This is a genomic window from Streptomyces sp. NPDC003284 (assembly GCF_053589675.1).
The window spans coordinates 146,702-169,033 of record NZ_JBSFSI010000007.1; the positions used below are offsets into that span (position 1 = coordinate 146,702).

At 71.5% G+C, this 22,332-nt stretch carries 20 protein-coding genes and 1 CRISPR repeat array; of the genes, 3 read left to right on the plus strand and 17 right to left on the minus strand.

From position 1 onward, the window contains the following. The 8 genes from casB to ACWDYF_RS17385 all read right to left on the minus strand — a co-directional run bounded on the left by casB (position 1) and on the right by ACWDYF_RS17385 (position 10,982). The gene (casB, locus tag ACWDYF_RS17350) at positions 1–678 is read right to left on the minus strand and encodes a type I-E CRISPR-associated protein Cse2/CasB (RefSeq protein ID WP_389468652.1); all 678 of its coding nucleotides are present in this window, start codon (positions 676–678) and stop codon (positions 1–3) included. Continuing rightward, the gene (casA, locus tag ACWDYF_RS17355) at positions 675–2,426 is read right to left on the minus strand and encodes a type I-E CRISPR-associated protein Cse1/CasA (RefSeq protein WP_389468655.1); all 1,752 of its coding nucleotides are present in this window, start codon (positions 2,424–2,426) and stop codon (positions 675–677) included. The genes casB and casA overlap by 4 nt, the downstream gene beginning before the upstream one ends. 48 nt (positions 2,427–2,474) lie before the next feature. Then, entirely contained in the window at positions 2,475–2,624 is a 150-nt protein-coding gene (locus ACWDYF_RS17360) for a hypothetical protein (RefSeq protein WP_389468657.1), read from the minus strand. Between the two features lie 37 nt (positions 2,625–2,661). Next, positions 2,662–5,469, minus strand: coding sequence for a CRISPR-associated helicase Cas3' (cas3, locus tag ACWDYF_RS17365; RefSeq protein WP_389468661.1), 2,808 nt, complete (start codon positions 5,467–5,469; stop codon positions 2,662–2,664). 336 nt (positions 5,470–5,805) lie between these two features. Then, positions 5,806–6,078: a CRISPR direct-repeat array (repeat unit 29 nt; unit sequence CTGCTCCCCGCACGCGCGGGGATGGTCCC). Positions 6,079–6,378: 300 nt separating this feature from the next. Next, positions 6,379–6,771 carry a type II toxin-antitoxin system death-on-curing family toxin gene (locus tag ACWDYF_RS17370; protein WP_389468666.1) on the minus strand — a complete coding sequence of 131 codons (393 nt, stop codon included), beginning with the start codon at positions 6,769–6,771 and terminating at the stop codon, positions 6,379–6,381. Next, on the minus strand, positions 6,768–6,962 hold the full coding sequence (locus tag ACWDYF_RS17375) for a ribbon-helix-helix protein, CopG family (protein WP_389468669.1): 195 nt from the start codon (positions 6,960–6,962) through the stop codon (positions 6,768–6,770). The genes ACWDYF_RS17370 and ACWDYF_RS17375 overlap by 4 nt, the downstream gene beginning before the upstream one ends. Before the next feature lie 420 nt (positions 6,963–7,382). Further along, entirely contained in the window at positions 7,383–8,783 is a 1,401-nt protein-coding gene (locus ACWDYF_RS17380; protein WP_389468671.1) for a class I SAM-dependent RNA methyltransferase, read from the minus strand. A gap of 129 nt (positions 8,784–8,912) precedes the next feature. Then, entirely contained in the window at positions 8,913–10,982 is a 2,070-nt protein-coding gene (locus tag ACWDYF_RS17385; protein WP_389468674.1) for an APC family permease, read from the minus strand. 429 nt (positions 10,983–11,411) lie between these two features. Between ACWDYF_RS17385 and ACWDYF_RS17390 the strand changes: the two genes are divergently transcribed. Both ACWDYF_RS17390 and ACWDYF_RS17395 read left to right on the plus strand, forming a co-directional pair. Next, on the plus strand, positions 11,412–12,083 hold the full coding sequence (locus ACWDYF_RS17390; RefSeq protein WP_018564576.1) for a potassium channel family protein: 672 nt from the start codon (positions 11,412–11,414) through the stop codon (positions 12,081–12,083). Next, positions 12,083–12,763, plus strand: a complete 681-nt coding sequence (locus ACWDYF_RS17395; protein WP_389468677.1) for a potassium channel family protein — start codon at positions 12,083–12,085, stop codon at positions 12,761–12,763. Before ACWDYF_RS17390 ends, ACWDYF_RS17395 begins: the two co-directional genes overlap by 1 nt. Before the next feature lie 81 nt (positions 12,764–12,844). Here the strand turns inward: ACWDYF_RS17395 and ACWDYF_RS17400 are convergent, their stop codons facing one another. The 8 genes from ACWDYF_RS17400 to ACWDYF_RS17435 all read right to left on the minus strand — a co-directional run bounded on the left by ACWDYF_RS17400 (position 12,845) and on the right by ACWDYF_RS17435 (position 20,615). Beyond that, positions 12,845–13,645 (minus strand): DUF3159 domain-containing protein, encoded by an 801-nt coding sequence (locus tag ACWDYF_RS17400; RefSeq protein WP_389468681.1) that lies wholly within the window; start codon positions 13,643–13,645, stop codon positions 12,845–12,847. Positions 13,646–13,648: 3 nt separating this feature from the next. Then, positions 13,649–14,047 (minus strand): OB-fold nucleic acid binding domain-containing protein, encoded by a 399-nt coding sequence (locus tag ACWDYF_RS17405; RefSeq protein ID WP_078509722.1) that lies wholly within the window; start codon positions 14,045–14,047, stop codon positions 13,649–13,651. 43 nt (positions 14,048–14,090) lie between these two features. Beyond that, positions 14,091–14,777, minus strand: a complete 687-nt coding sequence (locus ACWDYF_RS17410; RefSeq protein WP_018564580.1) for a response regulator — start codon at positions 14,775–14,777, stop codon at positions 14,091–14,093. After that, positions 14,774–17,482, minus strand: coding sequence for a sensor histidine kinase (locus ACWDYF_RS17415; protein ID WP_389468686.1), 2,709 nt, complete (start codon positions 17,480–17,482; stop codon positions 14,774–14,776). Before ACWDYF_RS17415 ends, ACWDYF_RS17410 begins: the two co-directional genes overlap by 4 nt. 258 nt (positions 17,483–17,740) lie before the next feature. Further along, on the minus strand, positions 17,741–18,433 hold the full coding sequence (locus ACWDYF_RS17420; RefSeq protein ID WP_389468689.1) for an ABC transporter ATP-binding protein: 693 nt from the start codon (positions 18,431–18,433) through the stop codon (positions 17,741–17,743). A gap of 250 nt (positions 18,434–18,683) precedes the next feature. Further along, positions 18,684–19,451, minus strand: coding sequence for a DUF3710 domain-containing protein (locus tag ACWDYF_RS17425; RefSeq protein ID WP_018564583.1), 768 nt, complete (start codon positions 19,449–19,451; stop codon positions 18,684–18,686). Position 19,452: 1 nt separating this feature from the next. Further along, positions 19,453–20,034, minus strand: a complete 582-nt coding sequence (gene dut / locus ACWDYF_RS17430) for a dUTP diphosphatase (protein ID WP_018564584.1) — start codon at positions 20,032–20,034, stop codon at positions 19,453–19,455. Further along, the gene (locus ACWDYF_RS17435) at positions 20,031–20,615 is read right to left on the minus strand and encodes a PaaI family thioesterase (RefSeq protein ID WP_026251991.1); all 585 of its coding nucleotides are present in this window, start codon (positions 20,613–20,615) and stop codon (positions 20,031–20,033) included. Before ACWDYF_RS17435 ends, dut begins: the two co-directional genes overlap by 4 nt. 58 nt (positions 20,616–20,673) lie before the next feature. Here ACWDYF_RS17435 and ACWDYF_RS17440 point away from each other — a divergent pair, with 58 nt between their 5' ends. Further along, entirely contained in the window at positions 20,674–21,168 is a 495-nt protein-coding gene (locus tag ACWDYF_RS17440) for a DUF3093 domain-containing protein (protein WP_037889116.1), read from the plus strand. Between the two features lie 210 nt (positions 21,169–21,378). Here the strand turns inward: ACWDYF_RS17440 and ACWDYF_RS17445 are convergent, their stop codons facing one another. Further along, entirely contained in the window at positions 21,379–22,332 is a 954-nt protein-coding gene (locus ACWDYF_RS17445; RefSeq protein ID WP_389468694.1) for a hypothetical protein, read from the minus strand.

Here is a 22,332-nt window from a genome sequence, read left to right on the forward strand (position 1 = left end):
TTATTCGCTGTCCGGGGTGGTGTTCTCGTCCGGGGCCGGGCGAGATTGTCGCTGCTCGTGGAAGGAGCGGCCCCATGCGCGGCGGACTGTGGCGGGACCGTCGGGCCACTGCCAGAGGTAGAGCTGGCCGGCGAGGAGGGCGTAGTCGAGCGGGATGTCGTCGCGGCGCAGCAGAGCGACGATGTCGCGCAGCCGCTGGGCGAGCGCGACGAGGTCGGGGGCAGTGCCCGCGCGGACCAGACGCTTGCGGATGGGCTCGTCGGTGCCGTCGGCCGACATCATGCGCCGGACCGCCGCGCCGAGGCCACCGGGCCGTTCACGGGTGTGCCGGCGGTGCATGGGCGTGCCGCGGGACTGCTGGTGGAATGCCCACAGGGTGCAGGCGGTGTGCAGCGCATTCTCGGCGCGCACCAGCTCCGGCTCGCTCAAGGGCCGGGTGTTGTCGGGCCGGGTGTGCAGCGGGTCGGTGTCGATCAGGCTCCACAGGTCGGGCGTCTGGCCCGCCTCACAGCCTGCGCCGCGGCGCAGGCGGGCAAGGGCTGCCACGGCCTGGGGCCTGTCCTGGAGGTATCCCTGCTGCCAGGGTCCGATGTGCGTGGCGGCGAGGTCTGCCACCCGTCGGTGAACCGGGACCGCGACGGGCGTTGCGGCTGGGGACAGGGGCGTTGCTGGGGTCATGCGTGCACCTCCGGGTCGGTCGCGGCGTGGTCGGAATCCGGCTGACGGGCGGGCCCCGGCCGGGGCGGACCGTCGCCATCCGGAACGGCGTCGCTTTCGCCGGGGCCCGCAGAGCCGGGCGAGCCGGGGTCCCCGAGCGCTCTGGCCAGGCGTTGCCGGAACCGCACGTCGGCCAGGCCCGCGTTCAGCCAGTGGGTGCCGCCCTTGTCGCCGGTGTGGATCCGGCCCTGCCAGGCCGCGTCACCGGCGGCGGCGATGAGATCGTCCCCGAGACGGCTCACCGTCTGCCGTACCAGACGCTGCCAGGTGTGGCGATGCTCGAACGGGTCGTCGGCTTCCGCAAGGTCGGACAGCCAGCCTCGGTAGGGATGGTCCAGCGCGTCGAACCCCCCGGCACGGGCTACGGCCTTCGGACCCTCCGGCTCGGCCCCGGTCCCCCGGGCCAGGTCGACTGCGAGGTCCCCCAGGGCCCGCACCGCCCGATCGGCGTCCTCGGCGGCGGAGATGGCCTGTCGGGCGTAGGTGGGATCCTGCCCGTGGAGCAGGACGACCGGCATGACCAAGCGGTCGTCGACGGCCTCGTCGATCACGGACTGCTGGGTCCCGTAGCTGACCCCGGCCACCCGGGCACGGATCAGGAAACGGCGGGGCAGGTGCCCTTCGGTCACCAGACGGGCGACCCAGTCAAGGATCCGCGGGCGCAGACGCGACGGCCCGTCGGCGCCGCCGGACTCCTCCAGCCGGTCGGCCACAAGCGCGGCGATCCCCCGCCAGGCCGAGCGGGCCGGGTCGTGCTCCAGGGGCAGGTACACGGGTGACTGCCCCAGCTTCTTCTCCTGAACAGGGCTGCGCCGCCATGCGGTCATCGGCTCACGGCGGTGCATGTTCCGCCAGGCGAGCGGGTCGCCGTAGCCGAGGACGACACCGTGGACACCGTCCGCGTCATGATGCAGCCGCACCCGGCGCGACTGCCAGGTGTACAGGTCGCGCGGGCCGCTCGCAGCACGGCCGTCGGATCCCGGCCCGACCGGCTCACGGCGCCAGGCCGGCCGGTCATCGGCAGAGAGGTCAAGGGCTTCGGTGTCCGCCGCCACCAGGTTGAGCAGCAGCGTCTGGCGCAGCGTCGCGCCCTCCACGAAGACGCCGCCGAGCCCGCCCGCCCAGCCGGTGCCGAGCGGATACACCTTGCCGCCCTTGACCCGGTCGTCGCCCACCATGCCGGTCTTGATGCCTGAGGTGTCGTAGGCGTGGACGTGCACGACCCACCGAGCGGCCTCGGCGAAGGACAGCCGCTCCACGTCCGGCATCCGCGACGTGAAGAACGGCTCCCCGGCGGGCACGTCGGCCACGATCCGGTTCAGGGAGAACACCTCGTCCTTCGCGGTACGCAGCCCGGCGGCCTGCAGAAACGGCGTGCGCGGATGCAGAAGGTCGAACCGCTCGCGGTGATCGGCCAAGTACGCCTGGACGGAGGCGAAGCAGTCGGGGTCCTCCCACAGCTCCGCCCACTCCTCGGCGCTGCCCGGCCCGTCCAGGGCATCGTGCGCGATGGCCAACAGGAGGCGGATCAGGGCAAACTCCTGCGTGGCGAGGTCGCCGACGATGCGCTGGAGATCAGCGGCGTGGGCGAAGACCTGAGACAGCGATAACTCGTGTGGAGAACCGTCGCTGTTCAGCACCGGGATCCACGGCTGACGGATCAGGTCGAAGGACAGCGCGCCATCGCTGCTGGAACTGTTCTCAGGCAATGCTCACCTCAAGACAGTGGCTGGGACTGTAGCGGGGACAGAAGCCTGTCAGACCGGTCTGACCATGCCCGCCGCGGAGACGAACATCTGGACGATGCCGGTCGTCCACGCATACCCCTGCGGCAGGCGGCCGTTGAGCGCACGGGACATCCGCCCGCCGTCCACCAACCGTGTTCCGTAGGCATGAAGGTGCTTCACTGCTCCCCGCCCGCGCCGGGATGGCTCACCCATGAATTCACGTAGGCGACTCTTCAGCACGGGTCACCTCCAGGCCGTCACTTGGGCTGTACCGGAGCGAGAATCCTGCCAGCCGGGTCTGACAATTCTCGTCGAGGGCGAGAATGAGCTGGTCGGAAAGCCAAGGGCTGTCATTGCCCTGCCACTTGGGCATGTACAACTGCTCCAGCTCCTGGATGGCTCGGTCCATGGTCTCGCCGGAGAACTGCCTGGGGAGCCGCAGGGCACAGCTCGCGGCCGTACGGGCCGCGAACCGCGTCGGCGTGGCATCCTGCGGCAGTGCGAGACCGGCTCGTTGCCGCTTCTTGCTGTCCGGCTTGAGCCAGGGCAGGGTGACGAGATGCCCATCGCCGCGGCGCTGGACGACGACGACTTCCAGGCTGTCCCGGCTGTCGCGGACCTGGGCACGCCCGGCAGGGGTGTCGTCCGTGTCCCCGACTCCGGCGGCGACCCAGCCGAACAGCGGACGTCCCGGCTTGCCGACGCCCCCGAGCCGGAACACGGCGGCGCGCCCGGCCTGATCGTCGCGGTGCCGCTCGAACTGTTCGCGTGCCCTCTTCATCGCCTCCTGCCAATGGTCCGGCCCGACCGGTGCCTCCCCGTACGCGCTCTGCACGAGCGGGCTGATGTCGGTCGGAAGCCGCACCGGCCGCCCGGACCCGCCGTCGAGGTGAGGAAGGAGCACTGCGGCCGATCGCAGCAGGGTGTACTGCCCGTACACGGCGACCGAGCCCCGCACCGGGGCGGGCACATGGGCCGTCCAGTCGGCTCCCGTCACCAGGCAGCGCGCCGTCCGCAGCCGCCCGGGCCGCTCCTTCTGCCCCGGGCCGCGCTGGTGGCGATGCAGCCGCCCCATGCGCTGCAACAGCAGGTCGACGGGGCACAGGTCGCTGACCAGCAGGTCGAAGTCGACGTCCAAGGACTGTTCGGCGACCTGGCTGGCCACCACGACATGCCGGCCTGTGGGCCTGCCATCCGTCTTCTCCGGTGGCCCGAACAGGCGCAGCAGCGTGCTGTCCTTGTCCGCCCGGTCGAGGTCGACGAAGCCCGAATGGGCCACGGTCACGTTCTCGGCCCCGAACCTGTCGCGTAGCGCGCGAGCCGTCTCCAGCACCCGCCTGACCGTGTTCCGGATCACCAGGGCGCACCCGCCGTCGGCCAACTCGTGCTCCAGCCGGTCGCCGAGGACATCCGGGCCGTCGTCGAGGCGTTCCAGGCAGACCGCCGTCGACCGGGCTGACGCCTGCGGGCGGCGGCACAGTGCGGAGCCGCCCGGAGCCACTGCGGTCAGCAGCGGGTACACATCCGATGCGGCCGTCTCCGGCTCGGCATCGGCCCGGCCGGAGTACGCCTGGACGAGTTCCCGCCTGCGTGAAGCCGGCAGGGTCGCTGACAGCACCACCACCGGGACCCGGTAGGCCCCCAACCAGGACAGCACCCGGTCCAGGTACACACTCATGTACGTGTCGTAGGCGTGGGCCTCGTCGATGACGATGACCTTCCCCGCCATGGCGAGGTGCCGCAGTGCCAGGTGTCTGCTCTTCAATCCGGCAAACAGCAACTGGTCGATGGTGCCCGCGACGAACGAGGCCAGCATGGCCTTCTTGTGGCCACGCAGCCATGCGTGCGCCACGAGTTCGGCAGCCGCACGGTGCTGCGTGTGGTGCCGCTGCCGAGGCGCGGACGTCGCTTCGTCCACCCCGACAGCCGTGACCCGCCCGGCACGGGCCATCAGGCCGGCGAAGTCCTCGTTGAGAGCGGCCTTGGAATGCGCCAGATGTACCGAACGGCGAAAGCCGGCCACCCCCGGCAATCGCTCCAGCCAATCCAGAAGGCGCGGGAACATGGCGTTGCCGGTGGCCATGGTGGGCAGAGCGAAGAACACGCCTCCCGCCCCCGAACGCGCCGCGAAGATCTCCGCCACGGCAAGCGCCGCCTCCGTCTTCCCCTCCCCCATCGGTGCCTCGACGATCAACAGACCAGGCGTCTCCATGGCCCGGGCGAGTTCCACGGCCGTCTCCTGGACCGGGCGTATCCGCGCTCCCGTCGGCAGTTCGAACCGGGAAGCGAACAACTCCTGTGCACTTCGGCATGATTCCTCGGCCCGCCAGACCCCCGGCAGGTCCAGTCCCTGCCAGGCTGCGGTGAGACGCTCCTGGTCATCACGGGACGCGCCATCAGGGAAGTACGGGAAAAGATCCGGGTTGCTGGCGATCCAGTCGGAGACGATGACCAGCGCGGTGAGCAGCACCTGCACCGGCTGCGGCAGCTTCACCGCCCGCCATGCCGCGAGCCGTTGTGCCACACCGAAACGCTCGGCGCAGGCGTCGAGCAGCTCTGTCTGCACCTGCCGCCAGACCCGGCCGCTCGCACCAGGAGTACGCAGCAGCTCTTCATGCTCGTACAAGGCTGTGATCTGGGCGTGTTCGGGCGGCACACCGTGATGCCCGCCCACAGCAACCGTGAACTGCCCGGTCCGGGCGGGCACCCACCCGTGCCTTTCCTCCAGCCACTCCCCCAGCAGCACCTGTCCAGCCAGTCCGTGCGGCGCGATCCGACGGTCCGGCCCCATCGCCCTCGCCGAGCGCATCTCCAGCCCATGCTGACGCATCGTCTCGGCAAGCTGGTCCACCTGGCAGGCGAACGCCGGCGTGGCCTTACCGATGTCATGCACACCGGCAAGCCACACAGCGAGGGCATGTGCGTCCGCATCACCCTGCGGCAACGCCTCGGCCACCAGCCTGCGCACCCCTACCGGCAGCCACCGGTCCCACAACAGGCCCGCCACCGCAGCGGCATCCTCCATGTGCCGCCACAACGGCAACCACCCATCGGTATCGCGGTCATACTTGGCCCACACCGACCGGGCGGACCCCCCGATCCGACCCAACAGGCCGGCACAAGCGCTCCCCTCACCACTCATGAGCGATTGATACAGGCACCGACCGCCACCTCACACCAAAACAAGCCAATAGAAGCAACTACAGGCAAACAGCCACCCCCGTCACATAAGATCGTCGGCTTCCCCTGATCCATCGAGAACCGCCTACGAGGCCGATTACCATAAATGCCCTATTGGTCGGAACCTGCGAAAGTCACTGAGATCGTGTCCCTGCGGCAATAGACTCGCAGGTCAGCAAGTCTGCTCCCCGCACGCGCGGGGATGGTCCCATCGGCGACTCGGCACTCAAGCGGGACCTCGTCTGCTCCCCGCACGCGCGGGGATGGTCCCTCGGCCACGCCCGAGGCCATGCCCATGAAGACCTGCTCCCCGCACGCGCGGGGATGGTCCCCCAGGACCGGCCCGTCCGGTACCGCGCCACCTCTGCTCCCCGCACGCGCGGGGATGGTCCCGACATCACCCTCCTGCTGCGCTGGCTCACCGCCTGCTCCCCGCACGCGCGGGGATGGTCCCGCCTCCGTGTCGCTGACCCGCAGACGCTCCCTGCACTCGGATCCGAAGTCCGCCACGAGAGCCCGTATCCATTCCTCCGGCACCTTGCCCCCCTCCAAGCTGTGGACGTGGACGGTGGATACCGCAGACACAGCTTGTTGGAGGCGAGAGGACCGGCTCAGTGCGCACGGGGGCGCGCGAGGGGCACGGACAGCGCATTCCGTGACCGCTGGGAACGAACGGGTCAGTCCCCCGGCGGACTGCCAGGAGCCAGCACCGCTCCCAGAACCTCATTCCGTCCCGTACCCACGACGTCGAACGTCAGGAAACGGGGAACCAGGCCGACAGGCGCTTGGCAATAGCCGGTACATCGATGTTGTCCTGCGCGACTTCCTCGACGAACGGGCCAGCCACAGAGACGGATGGCGGGGCGGTACTGGCGCTGACCCCGTTGAACCGCAGGAAGACACGCATGGCAAGCCAGGCGGTGCGCTTGTTGCCGTCGATCAGCGCGTGATTGCGAGCGACGGAGTGCAGCAGTGCCGCCGCCTTCTCGTGCAGCGTGGGATACAGCTCGGCCCCGAACACGTTCGTCCGGGGCCGTTCGATCGCTGACACCAAAAGTCCCATGTCACGCACGCTGTGCTCGGTATCGTTGACCGTGCGAGCGATGGCCAGGATCTCGTCGATATGGATGTAGCGCACTTGGGTCACTTCAAGTAGTCCAGGATCTCCGCATCGCTGTCCATCAGCTCGGCCACGACGTCATCGACCTTCAGCTCGGCCCGGTGCTGGGCGTCACGGATGGCCTCGATGGCAAGCTCCTGCTTGCTGCGACCCTCCCGACGAGCCCGCTCGGTGAGCTTCGCGTCGAGGTCTTCGGGGAGTCGGAGTGTCATCGCCATACAGGAATGATACCGGACTGGTATCTGGGTGGCGAGGTGATACCAGCCACTCAAGACCTCGGACCACGACGCCGTCCTTCGTGGCCCGGTCGGGCCGCGGTCTCGGTTCCGAGGTGCGTGCGACGAGGTAGCAGCACGCCGCCGCCGGCGAGGTGCAGTCGCCCCCCGAACCGGAGCCTTGCCCCGCGCCGACGGCCCCGGTCCGCGGCCCAGGGCCGGAGAGGTCCGAGGTTGAGGCTTCCGATATTCGAGCGTCATCCGGGCGTCAAAAATTCTGCATTGCGCATCGCCACGTCGCCGCGAGACCCACACCGGCCCTTGAACCTGCAGCTCAGAGCGTTCTGCACAAGCGAACCTCAGTCGACGCATTCCGCGAGCGAAAACAGGTCGAGTCGACCACCTGAAATGCAAAACAGCAGGTCAGAGGCCCTTCTCGGCAGGCTCCAGAATCGCCACGCACTCCACATGATGCGTCATAGGAAACAGATCGAACGCCCGAAGCATCCGCACCCGGTACCCGCCCTCCCGGAAGTACCCCAGGTCCCGGGCCAAGGCTGCCGGGTCGCAGGCTACGTAGGCGATGCGGCGGGCCGCGAGGGTGGTGAGGTGGGTGACCGTGGCGCGGCCGGCGCCGGCGCGGGGCGGGTCGAGGACGATGAGGTCGACCTCGGTGATGCCGGTGCGGGGCAGGACGGAGTCGACCTTGCCCTGTTCGATGCGGACGCGGGGGAAGTCGGCGAGGTTGTGGCGGGCGTCCTCGACGGCGCGCTTGCCGGACTCGATGCCGAGGACGGCCCCCTTCTCGCCGATGCGGTCGGCGAGGGCGCCGGCGAAGAGGCCGACGCCGCAGTACAGGTCGAGGGCCATGTCGCCCTTGCGGGGCAGCAGGCCCTGCATGACGGCGGTGACGAGGGTGTCGGCCGCCTTGGGGTGGACCTGCCAGAAGCCGCCGCCGCCCACCCGGTGGGTGCGGCCGTCGGCGCGTTCGCGGACGAAGGGGCGGCCGTGGACGCGGTGGACGCCGCCGGTCTTCTCGTCGACGCGCAGGACGGAGACCGGCTTGTCGAGTTCGACCAGCGGGAGGCGGCCGCCGGGGCGCGGGGTCAGGACGACCTGGCGGTCCTGGGAGCCGGTGGCCGCGATCGCCTCGACCGTCTCCATGCCCGTCCAGTCCCGCCGCTCGATGCCCAGCTCGGTCACGCCCGGCGCGGCGATCATGCAGTGGTCGATGCGCTCGACCTCGTGCGAGCGGTGCCTGCGCAGTCCGGCCCGGCCCTCGGCGTCGACGGCGTACTGGACGCGGGTGCGCCACTGGGGCACCTCTCCCGCGGGCAGCTTGTCGCCCTCGGCGGGCATCACCGTGCCGTCCCAGCCGGCCTCCTCGGGGGTGAGCCCGGCGAGCCGCTTCAGCTGCTCGGCGATCACCTCGCCCTTGAAGCGGCGCTGGGCGCCCGGCTTGGCGTGCTGCCAGTCGCAGCCGCCGCAGCGGCCGGGGCCGGCGTAGGGGCAGGGCGCCTCGATACGGTCCTTGGACGCCTCCAGGACGCGTACCGCGTCGGCGCGCAGGAAGCGGGCGCCCGTCTCCCCCTCGGTCACCCGGGCCACGACGCGCTCGCCGGGCAGGGTGTGCCGGACGAAGAGCACCTGGCCCTCGGCGGTGCGGGCGATGCAGTGGCCGCCGTGGGCGACCGGGCCGACCTCGACCTCGTACTCCTCGCCGACCAGGGACTGCGGACCGGTCGACGCCTCCGGCTGCGCGGGGCGCTCCCGCTCCCGCTCCTGTTCCCGCCCCACCTGCTTGTTCTTCGGTTCTGCCTGCATGGTGGGGTGTCTCCAGATCGGAAAGCGGGGAACGGCCGGACAACAGCCCACCAGTCTACGTGGCAGTCGTCCGGCCGTTCACCACGCGGCCGGGACGCCCGGCGACGGAGCGCCCCGGCAAGGAGACCCTCAGCCCTTGGACGCCGGGGACTCCTTCGGCTCCTTCGACGACTCCTTGCGCACCTGCGCCGGGCCGCGCCGCACCGCACCGGGCGCGCTCCAGTCCTGGCGCCTGCGGGCGCGTACCTTCGCCGCCTCGGAGGAGGCGAGCTGGTAGGGCACCGAGGTGACCATCACACCGGGCGTGAAGAGCAGCCGGCCCTTCAGGCGCAGCGCGCTCTGGTTGTGCAGCAGGTGCTCGTACCAGTGGCCGACGACGTACTCGGGGATGATCACCGAGACCGCGTCGCGCGGGGACTCCTTGCGCAGGTTCTTGACGTACTCGATGACCGGCCGGGTGACCTCGCGGTAGGGCGAGTCGAGGACCTTGAGCGGGACGTCGATGCCGCGCCGCTCCCACTCCGCGCGCAGCGCCTTCGTCTCGGCCGGGTCGACGTTGACGGTGAGCGCCTCCAGGGTGTCCGAGCGCATCAGCTTGGCGTAGGCCAGGGCGCGCAGGGTGGGGCGGTGGATCTTGGAGATCAGGACGACCGAGTGGATGCGGGAGGGGCGCACGAGGTCGTCGCTGGGGCCCTCGGGGGCGGCGATCTCCTCGGAGACGCGGTCGTAGTGCTTGCGGATGGCCGTCATCGTCGCGAAGAAGATGCACATGCCGAGCAGCGCGACCCAGGCGCCGTGGGTGAACTTGGTCAGCAGGACGACCACCAGCACCAGACCGGTGAGGAAGGCACCGAAGGCGTTGATGGCGCGCGAGCGGATCATGTGGCGCCGCTTGGCCTGGTCGCGCTCGGCGGCCAGATGGCGGTTCCAGTGCCGGACCATGCCGATCTGGCTGAGCGTGAAGGAGACGAACACACCGACGATGTAGAGCTGGATCAGCCGCGTCGAGTCGGCGCCGTAGACGACGACCAGGAGCGTCGCCGCGCCCGCGAGCAGGACGATGCCGTTGGAGAAGGCGAGGCGGTCGCCGCGGGTGTGCAGCTGGCGGGGCAGGTAGCGGTCCTGGGCGAGGATGGAGCCGAGGAGCGGGAAGCCGTTGTACGCCGTGTTGGCCGCGAGGAAGAGGACCAGGGCCGTGGCCGCGGCGAGCACGACGAACAGGAAGCTGCCCTTGCCGAAGACGGCCTCGGCGACCTGGGAGATCACCGGGTTCTGGACGTAGCCGGAGCCGAGCGGGTTGCCGTTGTGCAGCAGGTCGGCGGCCGGGTTCTCGGCCATGTGGACCTTGGTCGTCATGGCCAGCACGATGATGCCGCAGAACATGGTCACGGCCAGCAGGCCCATCATCGCGAGCGTGGTCGCCGCGTTCTTGGACTTGGGCTTGCGGAAGGCCGGGACGCCGTTGGAGATGGCCTCGACGCCGGTGAGGGCGGCGCAGCCGGAGGAGAAGGCGCGCAGCAGCAGGAAGACGAGGGCGAAGCCCGCGAGCCCCTGGTGCTCGGCCTTGATGTGGTAGTCGGCCGTCGGTGCCCGCATGGTGTCCCCGAGGGCCAGCCCGCGGAACGCACCCCAGATGATCATGATGAAGACGCCGGCCACGAAGACGTACGTCGGGATGGCGAACAGCGTGCCCGACTCCCGCACGCCGCGCAGGTTCATCACGGTCAGCAGCACGATCACGACCACCGCGCAGAGCACCTTGTGCTCGACGACGAAGGGGATCGCGGAGCCGAGGTTCTCGATGCCGGAGGAGATCGAGACGGCCACGGTCATGACGTAGTCGACCAGCAGGGCGCTGGCGACCGTCAGGCCCGCCTTGGCGCCGAGGTTGGTCGTCGCCACCTCGTAGTCGCCGCCGCCGCTGGGGTAGGCGTGGACGTTCTGCCGGTAGGAGGCGACCACCGTGAACATCAGCACGACGACCGCGAGCGCGATCCAGGGGCTGAAGTGGTACGCCGACACGCCCGCGATGGACAGGACCAGCAGCACCTCGCCGGGAGCGTACGCCACGGACGACAGCGGGTCGGAGGCGAAGACGGGGAGTGCGATGCGCTTGGGCAGGAGGGTCTCCCCCAGCCGGTCGCTGCGCAGTGCGCGCCCGATCAGAATGCGTTTGGGCACGTCGGTCAGTTTGGACACAACAGAGGATCGTAGGCCGTCGAACAGGGGCTCGCCCACCTGCCACCCGAGATCTGCCTCACGAGTGAAAACGGGGACGGCGGAGGCTGCGGATTCCGCAGGTGGGGGCGGGGCCGTGCCTAGATGACTGAATTCGGCCTTCTTCAGCCCCTCTTCGGCCGCCGCCGACCCTCCGGAGGTCCCATGCCCCCGTTCGCGGAGCTGATCGGCGCGGCCCTCGCGCTGCTCGGCCTCGGATTCCTCACCGCGTGCAGCGTGCGCAGCATCACCAGGCGTCCTCCTTCCGAGGTGGAATAGGGGTCCCGGCGCCGCCGTCCGTCCGGCATGCGGCAGGGGGGTGCACACCCCGGACCGCGCATGTGTAGCTTGTCCCTCTGTCTGAGACCCTGATGGGGCTGAGCAGTAGCTGTTGACACCGGAAGGACGGTCGTGCACATCGTCATCATGGGCTGCGGGAGAGTGGGTTCCGCTCTCGCCCAGACCCTGGAGCAACAGGGGCACACGGTCGCCGTGATCGACCAGGACCCCACCGCCTTCCGCCGGCTGGGACCGGGATTCGGCGGCCGCCGGGTCACCGGGATCGGCTTCGACCAGGACACCCTGCGCGAGGCGGGCATCGAGGAGGCCGGTGCCTTCGCGGCGGTCTCCAGCGGCGACAACTCGAACATCATCTCGGCCCGGGTGGCACGCGAGATGTTCGGCGTGCAGAACGTCGCGGCCCGGATCTACGACCCGCGCCGTGCCGAGGTCTACCAGCGTCTCGGCATCCCGACGGTGGCCACGGTCCGCTGGACCGCCGACCAGATGCTGCGCCGGCTGCTGCCCTCGGGCGCCGAGCCGCTGTGGCGCGACCCCACCGGCGGGGTCCAGCTCGCCGAGGTGCACACCTCTCCGCAGTGGGTCGGTCACAAGATCAGCCGGCTCCAGGAGGAGACGGGCGTCCGGGTGGCGTTCCTGACCCGCCTCGGCGAGGCGATGCTGCCCTCCTCGCAGACCGTGCTCCAGGAGGGCGACCTCGTGCACGTGATGATGCGGACGGACGACGTGGACAAGGTCGAGGCGGCGTTCGCCGAGGGCCCCGAAGAGGAGAGCGGTCACTGATGAGGGTCGCCATTGCCGGTGCCGGCGCGGTCGGACGCTCGATCGCGGGCGAGCTGCTGGAGAACGGCCACGAGGTCCTTCTCATCGACAAGGCGCCGACCGCCATCTCGGTCGAGCGCGTCCCGCAGGCCGAGTGGCTGCTCGCCGACGCCTGCGAGATCACGTCCCTGGACGAGGCGGCGCTCCAGCGCTGCAACGTGGTGATCGCCGCGACGGGCGACGACAAGGTCAACCTGGTCGTCTCGCTGCTGGCGAAGACGGAGTACGGCGTGCCGCGCGTCGTCGCCCGGGTGAACAACCCGAAGAACGAGTGGCTGTTCAACGAGGCGTGGGGGGTGGACGTCGCTGTGTCCACGCCGCGGCTGATGTCGGCCCTGGTCGAGGAGGCGGTGAGCGTCGGCGACCTGGTGCGGCTGCTGCGCTTCAGCCACGGCGACGCGAACCTGGTCGAGCTGACGCTGCCGGAGGAGTCGGCGCTTGCCGGGATCCAGGTCGGTGACGTGCACTGGCCCGAGGACACCTCCCTGGTGACCATCATCCGCGGCACCCGGGTGCTCACCCCGTCGCAGGAGGACTCGCTGGAGGTCGGTGACGAACTCCTGTTCGTGGCCGCACAGGCCCGCGAGGAGCAGCTGGAGGACCTGCTGTCGAAGCGGCGGCGCGAGGACGCCGAGAGCTAGGGCGGCCTCTCGGCCGTCGCGCGTGAGCGGTGGTACGTCGGTGGGGGCGCCCGGAGATCTCCGGGCGCCCCCACCGACGTGCTACGCCCCGCGGCGGTGGCGGCCCGCCGCCGGGGACGTGTCGCCCTCGGGGCCCGTCGTCTCGGCCGCCAGGGCGGCCCTGCGCTCCTCCTCGGCCTCTTTCTCGGCCTTCTCGGCCTGCTCCTCCGCCTCCATCTCCGCGAACACGTCGATGGGCGCGGGCGCCTTCGCCAGGAACACCCAGGTCAGCCAGACCGCCAGCAGGAACGGCGGGATCTTCAGGGCGACCAGGATCCAGCCGAGCTGGGTGGTGTCGGCCCACCAGTACAGCGGGAAGAGGATCGCGCACTTGGCGAGCAGGATCAGGCCCCAGGCCCAGCTCGCCTTGGTGTACGCCTTCTTGCGGCCGGGGTTGCGGGTCCGCCAGGAGAGGTTCTCCTTGAAGACCGGGCCGAGGATCAGTCCGATCAGCGGCACACCGGCCAGCGCGGTGACGATGTAGGCGAGGCTCAGCCCGAGGGTGTAGAGCATGCCCGGCAGATAGAAGTCCTTGGCGTTGCCGGTCATCATCGCGAAGACGACACCGAAGACCACGCCGAAGACGCCGCTGAAGGCGTGCTTGACGGTGTCCCGCATCACCAGCCGGACGGCGACCAGCACCACGGAGACCGCGAGGGCGGCGATGGCCGACCAGTGCAGGTCCTTGTTGACGGTGAAGATGCTGACGAAGAGCAGGCCGGGCAGCACGGTCTCCACCATGCCCCGGACCCCGCCGAACGCCTCGAACAGCGCGGCCTCCGTCACCGCCCTCGAGTCGTCGGTGGCGGTCGTCTCTTCGGTCGGCTTGTCGAGTGACGTCACGGGCTACTCCCGTCCGAGGGGTCGCAGTTCGTACTTGGGGTTGAACAGCACCCGGCGGCCCCGGCTCATGGAGATCCGGCCCGATGCGATCAGCTTGCGCCCCGGTTCTATACCCACGATGGAACGCCGGCCGAGCCACACCACGTCCAGGGCGGCGGAACCGTCGAACAGCTCCGCCTCCAGGGCGGGGACTCCGGCACGCGGGCGCAGGGTGACCGTGCGCAAGGTACCAGTAACCGTGACGACCTGGCGGTCGTGGCAGTCACCGATGCGGGTGCAGCCGGCGGTCTCGGTGTCCTCGCGCAGCTCCTCGGACTCCAGGTCCTCCTGCGAGGAGGAGAGCCGGTCGAGCATGCGCCGGAACCGGCCCGCGGGCTTCTCGGATCGGGGAACGGCACTCATGTCTGAAGGGTACCGGGGCGGGCCGACAGGACCGTAACCGCGCTCACTTCTCGAAGCGGTAGCCCATGCCCGGCTCGGTGAGGAAGTGCGCGGGGTGCGAGGGGTCGGCCTCCAGCTTGCGGCGCAGCTGGGCCATGTAGACGCGCAGGTAGTTCGTCTCGGTGCCGTACGACGGCCCCCACACCTCCTGGAGCAGCTGCTTCTGGCTCACCAGGCGGCCGGTGTTGCGCACCAGCACCTCCAGCAGGTGCCACTCGGTCGGGGTCAGCCGTACGTCCTTGCCGCCCCGGTTGACCTTCTTCGCGGCGAGGTCGACGGTGAACTGCGCGGTCTCCACGGTGGTGACGTCGTCCTCGCCGCCGCCCACGGGCTCGGCCCGGCGGACGGCGGCGCGCAGCCGGGCCAGCAGCTCGTCCATGCCGAAGGGCTTGGTGACGTAGTCGTCGGCGCCCGCGTCCAGCGCCTCGACCTTCTCGTCGGAGGAGTGCCGGGCGGACAGCACCAGGATCGGGACCCGGGTCCAGCCGCGCAGGCCCCGGATCACCTCGACGCCGTCCATGTCGGGCAGGCCCAGGTCGAGGACGACCACGTCGGGGTGGCGGGAGGCGGCGAGGTCGAGGGCGGTACGGCCGTCGGGCGCGGCGTCGACCTCGTACTTGCGCGCCTTGAGGTTGATCACGAGGGCCCGCACGATCTGCGGTTCGTCGTCGACCACCAGCACCCTGGTCATGAAACCTGCCTTTCTGGGTGTACGGGGTCCGGGTGTCCGGGGTCCTGGGGTACGGGGTCCTGGGGTACGGAGCTGCCCGCGCGGGGCGTCCGCTCGGCGCGGCGCGGTACGGGGTCCGGGGGGCCGGATCCGGTGCCGGGGCCGGAGTCCGGCCGGGCGCCGGTGCCGGTGCCGGGCGGGGGCGGCCCGGTGTGCTCCGTCGCGGCGCGGGCCGTCGCCGCGCGCAGGCTGAGGACCATGGTGAGGCCGCCGCCGGGGGTGTCCTCGGCGGCGAGCGTGCCGCCCATGGACTCGGCGAAGCCGCGGGCCACCGCGAGGCCGAGGCCGACGCCCGCGCCGCGCGGGGCGTCGCCGTGCCGCTGGAAGGGCTCGAAGATACGGTCCTTCGCCTCGTCGGGCACGCCGGGGCCGCGGTCGACGACCCGCACCTCGACGCGGTCGGCGATCGCGCTGGCCGACACCAGGACCGGGGTGTGGGCCGGGCTGTACTTCACGGCGTTCTCGATGATGTTGGCCATGGCGCGTTCCAGCAGCCCGGCGTCCACGGCGACCATCGGCAACGTCTCGGGGACGTCCAGGCCGACGCTGTCCTCTGGCACCCCGCCCAGCGCCATCGGCACCACCTCGTCGAGGTCGATCTCGCGGATGAGGGTGGTGACGGTGCCGGTCTGGAGACGGGACATGTCCAGCAGGTTGCCCACGAGGTGGTCGAGCCGGTCGGAGCCCTCCTCGATGCCCTCCAGGAGTTCGGCCCGGTCCTCCTCGGACCACTCGACGTCCTCGGAGCGCAGCGAGGAGACGGCGGCCTTGATCCCGGCCAGGGGGGTGCGCAGGTCGTGGCTGACGGCGGCCAGCAGCGCGGTGCGGATGCGGTTGCCCTCGGCCAGGGCGCGGGCCTGGTCGGCCTCCTCCTGGAGCCGGCGGCGGTCCAGGACGACGACGGCCTGGGCGGCGAAGGCGGCGAGCACCCGGCGGTCGGAGGCGGGCAGGACGCGCCCGGTCAGCGCGAGCGCCATGTGGTCCCCGACCGGCATGTCCACATCCGCGTCCTCGGGGCGCTGGAGCGGCCGGTCGGTGCCGACCCGCCCGGCGCAGGTCCAGGGGTCGACGTCGCTCTTGCGTTCGAGGAGTGCCACGGACTCCATGCCGAAGGTCTCGCGCACCCGTTCGAGCAGCGCCTCCAGGCTGGTCTCGCCGCGCAGGACGCTGCCCGCGAGGAAGGACAGTATCTCGGCCTCGGCGCGCAGCCGGGCCGCCTGGTGGGTGCGGCGGGCCGCCAGGTCGACCACCGAGGCGACGGAGACGGCGACGCCGACGAAGATCGCTATGGCGACGATGTTCTTGGGGTCGGCGATGGTCAGCCGGTGCAGCGGCGGTGTGTAGAAGTAGTTCAGCAGGAAGGAGCCGAGGGCCGCCGAGCCGAGCGCGGGCAGCAGGCCGCCGAGCAGGGCCGCGGCCACCGTCAGGGCGAGGAAGAGCAGCATGTCGTTGGCCAGGCCCAGGTCCACGGTGCTGAGCAGCAGCGCGAGGGCCACCGGGCCGGCCAGGGCCATCACCCAGCCCCAGGCGATCCGGGCGCGGCCGAGCCGGGCGCCCCTGGCCACGGGCAGGCCGCGGCCCTTGGCGATCTGGCCGTGGGTGACGATGTGCACGTCGAGGTCGGGGCCGGACTCGCGGGCCACCGTGGCGCCGACGCCGGGTCCGAAGACGTACTGCCAGGTCTTGCGGCGGGAGGAGCCCAGCACGATCTGGGTGGCGTTGACCCCGCGCGCGAAGTCCAGCAGGGCGGCCGGTATGTCGTCGCCGACGACGTGGTGGAAGGTGCCGCCCAGGTCCTCCACGAGGGTGCGCTGGACGGCCAGCTCCTTCGGGGAGGCGCCGGTGAGTCCGTCGCTGCGGGCGATGTAGACGGCCATGACCTCGCCGCCCGCGCCCTTCTCGGCCAGCCGGGCGGCGCGGCGGATCAGGGTGCGTCCCTCGGGGCCGCCGGTCAGGCCCACCACGATCCGCTCGCGCGAGCCCCAGATCTTGGAGACGCGGTGCTCGCTGCGGTACTGCTGGAGGTACTCGTCGACCCGGTCGGCCACCCAGAGCAGGGCCAGCTCGCGCAGGGCGGTGAGGTTGCCGGGGCGGAAGTAGTTGGACAGGGCCGCGTCGACCTTGTCGGGCTGGTAGATGTTGCCGTGCGCCATCCGGCGGCGCAGCGACTCCGGCGACATGTCGACCAGTTCGATCTGGTCGGCGCGGCGCACCACCTCGTCGGGGACGGTCTCGCGCTGGCGCACTCCGGTGATCGACTCGACGACGTCGCCGAGTGATTCCAGGTGCTGGATGTTGACGGTCGAGACCACGTCGACACCGGCGGCGAGCAGTTCCTCCACGTCCTGCCAGCGCTTGGCGTTGCGGGAGCCGGGGACATTGGTGTGGGCCAGTTCGTCCACCAGGGCGACGGCGGGGGCGCGGCGCAGCACCGCGTCGACGTCCATCTCGGTGAAGGCGGATCCGCGGTGCTCCAGCGTCCGGCGCGGCACCTGCTCCAGGCCGTGCAGCATCACCTCGGTGCGCGGCCGGTCGTGGTGCTCCACGAACGCGACGACGCAGTCGGTGCCCCGCTCCACCCGGCGGTGCGCCTCGGCCAGCATCGCGTAGGTCTTGCCGACGCCCGGTGCCGCACCGAGGTAGATCCGAAGCTTGCCGCGTCCCATGACCTCATTGTCTTCCTGTCACACCGTGCACGCTGCGTCGACCTTACGGCCAAGAATCGCGGCGGGAGGATCCGGGCCGCGGCCCGGGACGGTCCTTGACGCAACTCTGACGCGACCTGGGGGAAGCCCGCGGGGCGCGGGGCCTGGTGCGGGTGTGGCAGGGGGCTGCCTGTGGGAGCGGCGGTGACGCTGAGTGAGATGCGGGGTGAGGCGCGAGGTGAGGCGCGGGGTGGGCGGGCGGCCGGGAGGCCGGTCGGCTCAGTGCTCGACTATCTCGCCGTCGCGCAGTTCCAGGACCCGGTCGGCCAGGTCGAGGAGGGTGAGGTCGTGGGTGGCGACCAGGGCGGTGACCTGCTGGCTGTGCACGACGGCGCGCAGCAGCTCCATCACGGCGAGGCCGGTCTCCGCGTCGAGCTGGCCGGTCGGCTCGTCGGCGATGAGCAGCGCGGGGTCGTTGGCCAGGGCGCGGGCGATGGCGACGCGCTGCTGCTGGCCGCCGGAGAGCTCACCGGGCCGCTGCCCGGCGTGGTCGGCGAGGCCGACGAGGGAGAGCAGCAGCTCCACGCGCTCCTCGCGCTCGCGCGGGTCGGCGCGGCGCATCCGCAGGGGCACGCCCACGTTCTCCGCGGCCGTGAGGATGGGGATGAGGCCGAAGGACTGGAAGACGAAGCCGACGCGGTCCCGGCGCAGCGCGAGCAGGCCGTCCTCGCCCAGCTCGGAGAGGTCGCGGCCGTCGACGTGGACCCGGCCGCGGTCCGGTGCGTCGAGGCCGCCCACGATGTTGAGCAGGGTGGTCTTGCCGGAGCCGGAACGGCCCTTGAGCGCGACGAGTTCGCCGCGCGGCACCTCGAAGGAGACCCCGCGCAGGGCGTGCACCGCGGCGGCGGCCTGCCCGTACGACTTGTGGACGTCCTCCACGCGCACCATCGTCTCGGTGGCGACCTGGCTCATGTGCCCTCCCCGCTGTGCTCCCCCGTGGACCGTGCGCCAGTATCACGAGCGGCGGCCGTCCCGATCAATCCCTGAACGGACGGCGTCCCGTATTGGTTTCCGTTCGTTACGGGTTTTCCCGGGGCGCCCTCACGGGTTTCCCCGGGCCGCGAAACCGGTGCTCACGGGCGTGCGGGAGACCACGGGCGCGCGAAGGGCCGCACCCGGCGGGGTGCGGCCCTCGGTGTCCCGCGGTCTCGCGGGGACGTGCCTAGCGGACCTCGGTGATCTCCGGGCCGCGCTGGAGCTGGCCCATGCCGCCGGAGAAGCGGGACTGGCCCTCGTCCTGCTGGACGCCCTCGGGGACCATCTGGGCGTCGTTGGGCAGCTTCAGCACGATCGGGTCGCGGGGCGCCATCGGGCCCTCGCCGCGGACCACGACCGTGTCCCGGAAGATCTGCTCCAGGAGTCCGGCGGCCTGCGGCTGCACCGCGCCCTGCCCGGAGATCACTCCGCGCAGGAACCAGCGGGGGCCGTCCACACCGACGAACCGCACCACCTGGAAGCCGCCCGTGCCGTCCGGCAGCTGCACCGGGACCTGGGCGCGCAGCTCCCAGCCGAGCGGGCCCTCGGTCTCGTCGACGATGCCGCCCTGCTGGGTGATGCCGGTGGCGATCTCCTCGCGCACCTCGCCCCAGATGCCCTCGCGCTTGGGTGCGGCGAAGCCCTGCAACTGGACCGCGCTGTCCCCCAGGACGACGGTCGCCGCGACGATCGCGTCGCCCGCGACCTCGACCCGCAGCTCCATGCCGTCCACGCCGGGCACGAGCAGACCGCCCAGGTCCACCCGGCCCTCGTCCGGGTCGCTCACCTCGGAGCTGTCCCAGGGGCCGTCGGGGCGGGGCTCGGGTTCGAGCCGCACCCGCTCGCGCTCGGTCTCTTCCTCTTCGTCCGCCTCGGTGCCGACGCTGTCGACGACCTGCTCGGCCTCGCCGGCCGCGTCCTCGGCGGCACCCTTCTTCTTGCGACGTCCGAACACGTCACTGTCCTTCCCGGTCGGATACGACCGAAGCGTATCGATTCCCACCCGCCGGGCCGCTTCTGGCAGCCCGGCCGCTTGTGCCGCTCTCACCGCCCACCGAGGCATGGCCACCGGTGGACCCGAAGCCCCCCTCGGCCCGCGCCGAGCCGGGAAGTTCCGCCACCTCCTGGAAGCGGACCCTCTCGACCTGCTGGACGACCAGTTGGGCGATCCGGTCGAAGCGCTCGAACCGCACGGACTCGCGCGGGTCGAGATTCACCACGATCACCTTGATCTCCCCACGGTACCCGGCATCAACCGTCCCTGGGGCATTCACCAGGGCGACACCGCACCGGGCGGCCAGGCCGGACCGGGGGTGCACGAAGGCCGCGTACCCCTCGGGGAGGGCGATGGACACTCCCGTGGGCAGAACGGCCCGCTCGCCGGGGGCCAGTTCGCACGGGTCCGTGGTGCGCAGATCGGCGCCCGCGTCGCCCGGCTGCGCGTACGCGGGCAGCGGTACGTCGGGGTCGACCCGGCGGATCAGCACGTCCAGGGGCGCACGGCCGGCGGGGTGCGCGGGGGGCGTCGTCCGGTTCACGGGTTCACCTCGAAGGCGCGGGCGCGGCGCATCTGGTCGGGGTCCTCCATGGCGGCCCGGATCTCCTGCGGGCGGCCGTGCTGCGCGAAGTGGTCGATCTTGACCTCGACGAACAGGGCGTCGGCGCGCACGGCGACGGGCCCGTCCGGACCGCCGACCCGGCCGGTGGCCGTCGAGTAGATCTTCCGGCCGGCCACCGCGACGACCTCGGCCTCCAGGTGGAGCGTCGTGCCGACCGGGACGGGCCGCAGGAAGTCCGTCTCCAGGCGTCCGGTCACGGCGACGGTCCGCAGCAGCCAGTTCAGCGAGCCGAGGGTCTCGTCCAGGGCGGTCGCGAGGACTCCGCCGTGCGCGAGGCCGGGGGCGCCCTGGTGGGCCGCCTGCACGGTGAACTCGGCCGTGATGCGGACGCCTTCCCCGGCGCGTGCCTCCAGGTGCAGTCCGTGCGGCTGGTCGCCGCCGCACCCGAAACACCCGCCGTAGTGCGCGCCGAGGAGTTCTCCGGGCGCGGGGGCGTCGGGATGCCGTACGGGTTTCACCGCGTCGGCGGGGGGCTGAAGGGCTGCGGAACTACCACTCACAGGCGCAGACCTTACCCGCGCGTCGGCGTCGGCAGGGCACCGTGCCAAGCTTGGTTTCATGCAGCTCTCCGCCCAGCCGTACGAAGAACGCCTCACCGCGCCCCGCTCCTGGTGGCTGATCAGCTTCCTGATCGGTGTCTCGTGCGCCCTGATCCTGCTTCCGTTCGGCACGCTGCCGCTGCTCGGCGGCCTGGTCGGCGGCACCGCGGTCGCGGCGGTGGTGGCCAGTTCCTACGGTTCGGTGCGCATCCGGGTCGTGGGCGGCTCGCTGATCGCGGGCGAGGCGAAGGTGCCGGTCACGGCCCTGGGCGAGGCGGAGATCCTGGACGCCGAGGAGGCGCGGGCCTGGCGCACGTACAAGGCGGACACCCGGGCGTTCCTGCTGCTGCGCGCCTACATCCCCACGGCGCTGCGGGTGGAGGTCACCGACCCGGAGGACCCGACGCCCTACCTGTATCTGTCGACGCGGGAGCCGCAGCTGCTGGCGGAGGCCCTGCGGGCGGCCCGGACGGCCGCGTCCGGTGCGGAGGCCGGGGGGACGACGGCCGCGTAGCGCGCGGAGCCCACGCGGGGGGGGCGTTTCCCCGGGGGTGCGACCGCGCCTGCGGGCCCGTCCTGGGCGTCCCGGCGCGGCCCTGGAGCGTCCGGAGCGGCCCCGGGCCGGTACGGGCCCAGGCGAGCCTCCGAGGGCGTACGAGGCCGGTCTCCGTGCTTTTCTCGGCTTTCCCCGGCTTTCCGGCCTTCCGCGCGCGGCGGGGCGTGCTCAGGACTGCTGCTGCTCCGGGCCTTCGTCCAGCGGGAGGGGGCCCTCGGGGGCGTCCAGGGGCGGCAGCGCGGGCAGCCGGTCCCAGGGGACCTGGATCTTGCGCAGGTCGGCGCGGACGAGGGCCGCGAGTCTCTTGGTGTCGCGCCGGTTGATGACGGCGCCGACGGCGGCACCGACCAGGAAGGGCATCAGGTTCGGCAGGTCGCGGACCATGCGTTTCATGATCTGCTGGCGCAGCCGCCGCTTCATCTGGCCGCCGAGGGCCGAATCGACGGTGGACGGCCTGGTGACGTCGATGCCGCGCTCCCCCGACCAGGAGGACAGGTACGCGGTGCTGCGGACGGCGAGTCCGCCGGGCGGCCGTACACCGTAGACCTCGTGGAGTTCGGCGATCAGCTTGAGTTCGATCGCGGCGACGCCGGTGATCTCCGCGGCCAGTTCGGTCGGCATGGCGGGCGGTACGGGGAGCATCGCGACCGCGCCGATGCCGGCGCCCACGGTGGAGGTCGCGTGGGCGGCGCCCGCGACGAGCTTGTCCGCCAGTTCCTCGGGTCCGAGGCCGGGGAACTGCCTGCGGAGCGTGTCGAGGTCGCGGACCGGGACGCGGGGTGCGAGGGCGATGATCCGGTCGGCCAGGTGGGACAGTGCCGCTCTGGCCCGGCTGCCGCTCTTGCGGACGCCGTTCCTCGCGGCCTCGCCGGCCCGGTCGCGGAGCACCGCGATACGGCGGCGGGCGAGCGGCGCGGGCCGAGCCGCCGGGGCGGCCTGATCATCACGTCCGGACACCTGCGCGAGCGAGGCCGATCCCGTCGATGCTGTCGCATCTGTCCGGTCGGACGGACGGGATGGGCCTCGCTCGTGGTCACGCGCGCCGTGGGAGCCGCCGGACGGCTCCGGGTCCGCTCCCCCGTGGGAGAAGCGGCGCTTCCAAGGAGGGGTCGAGCCGGTCAC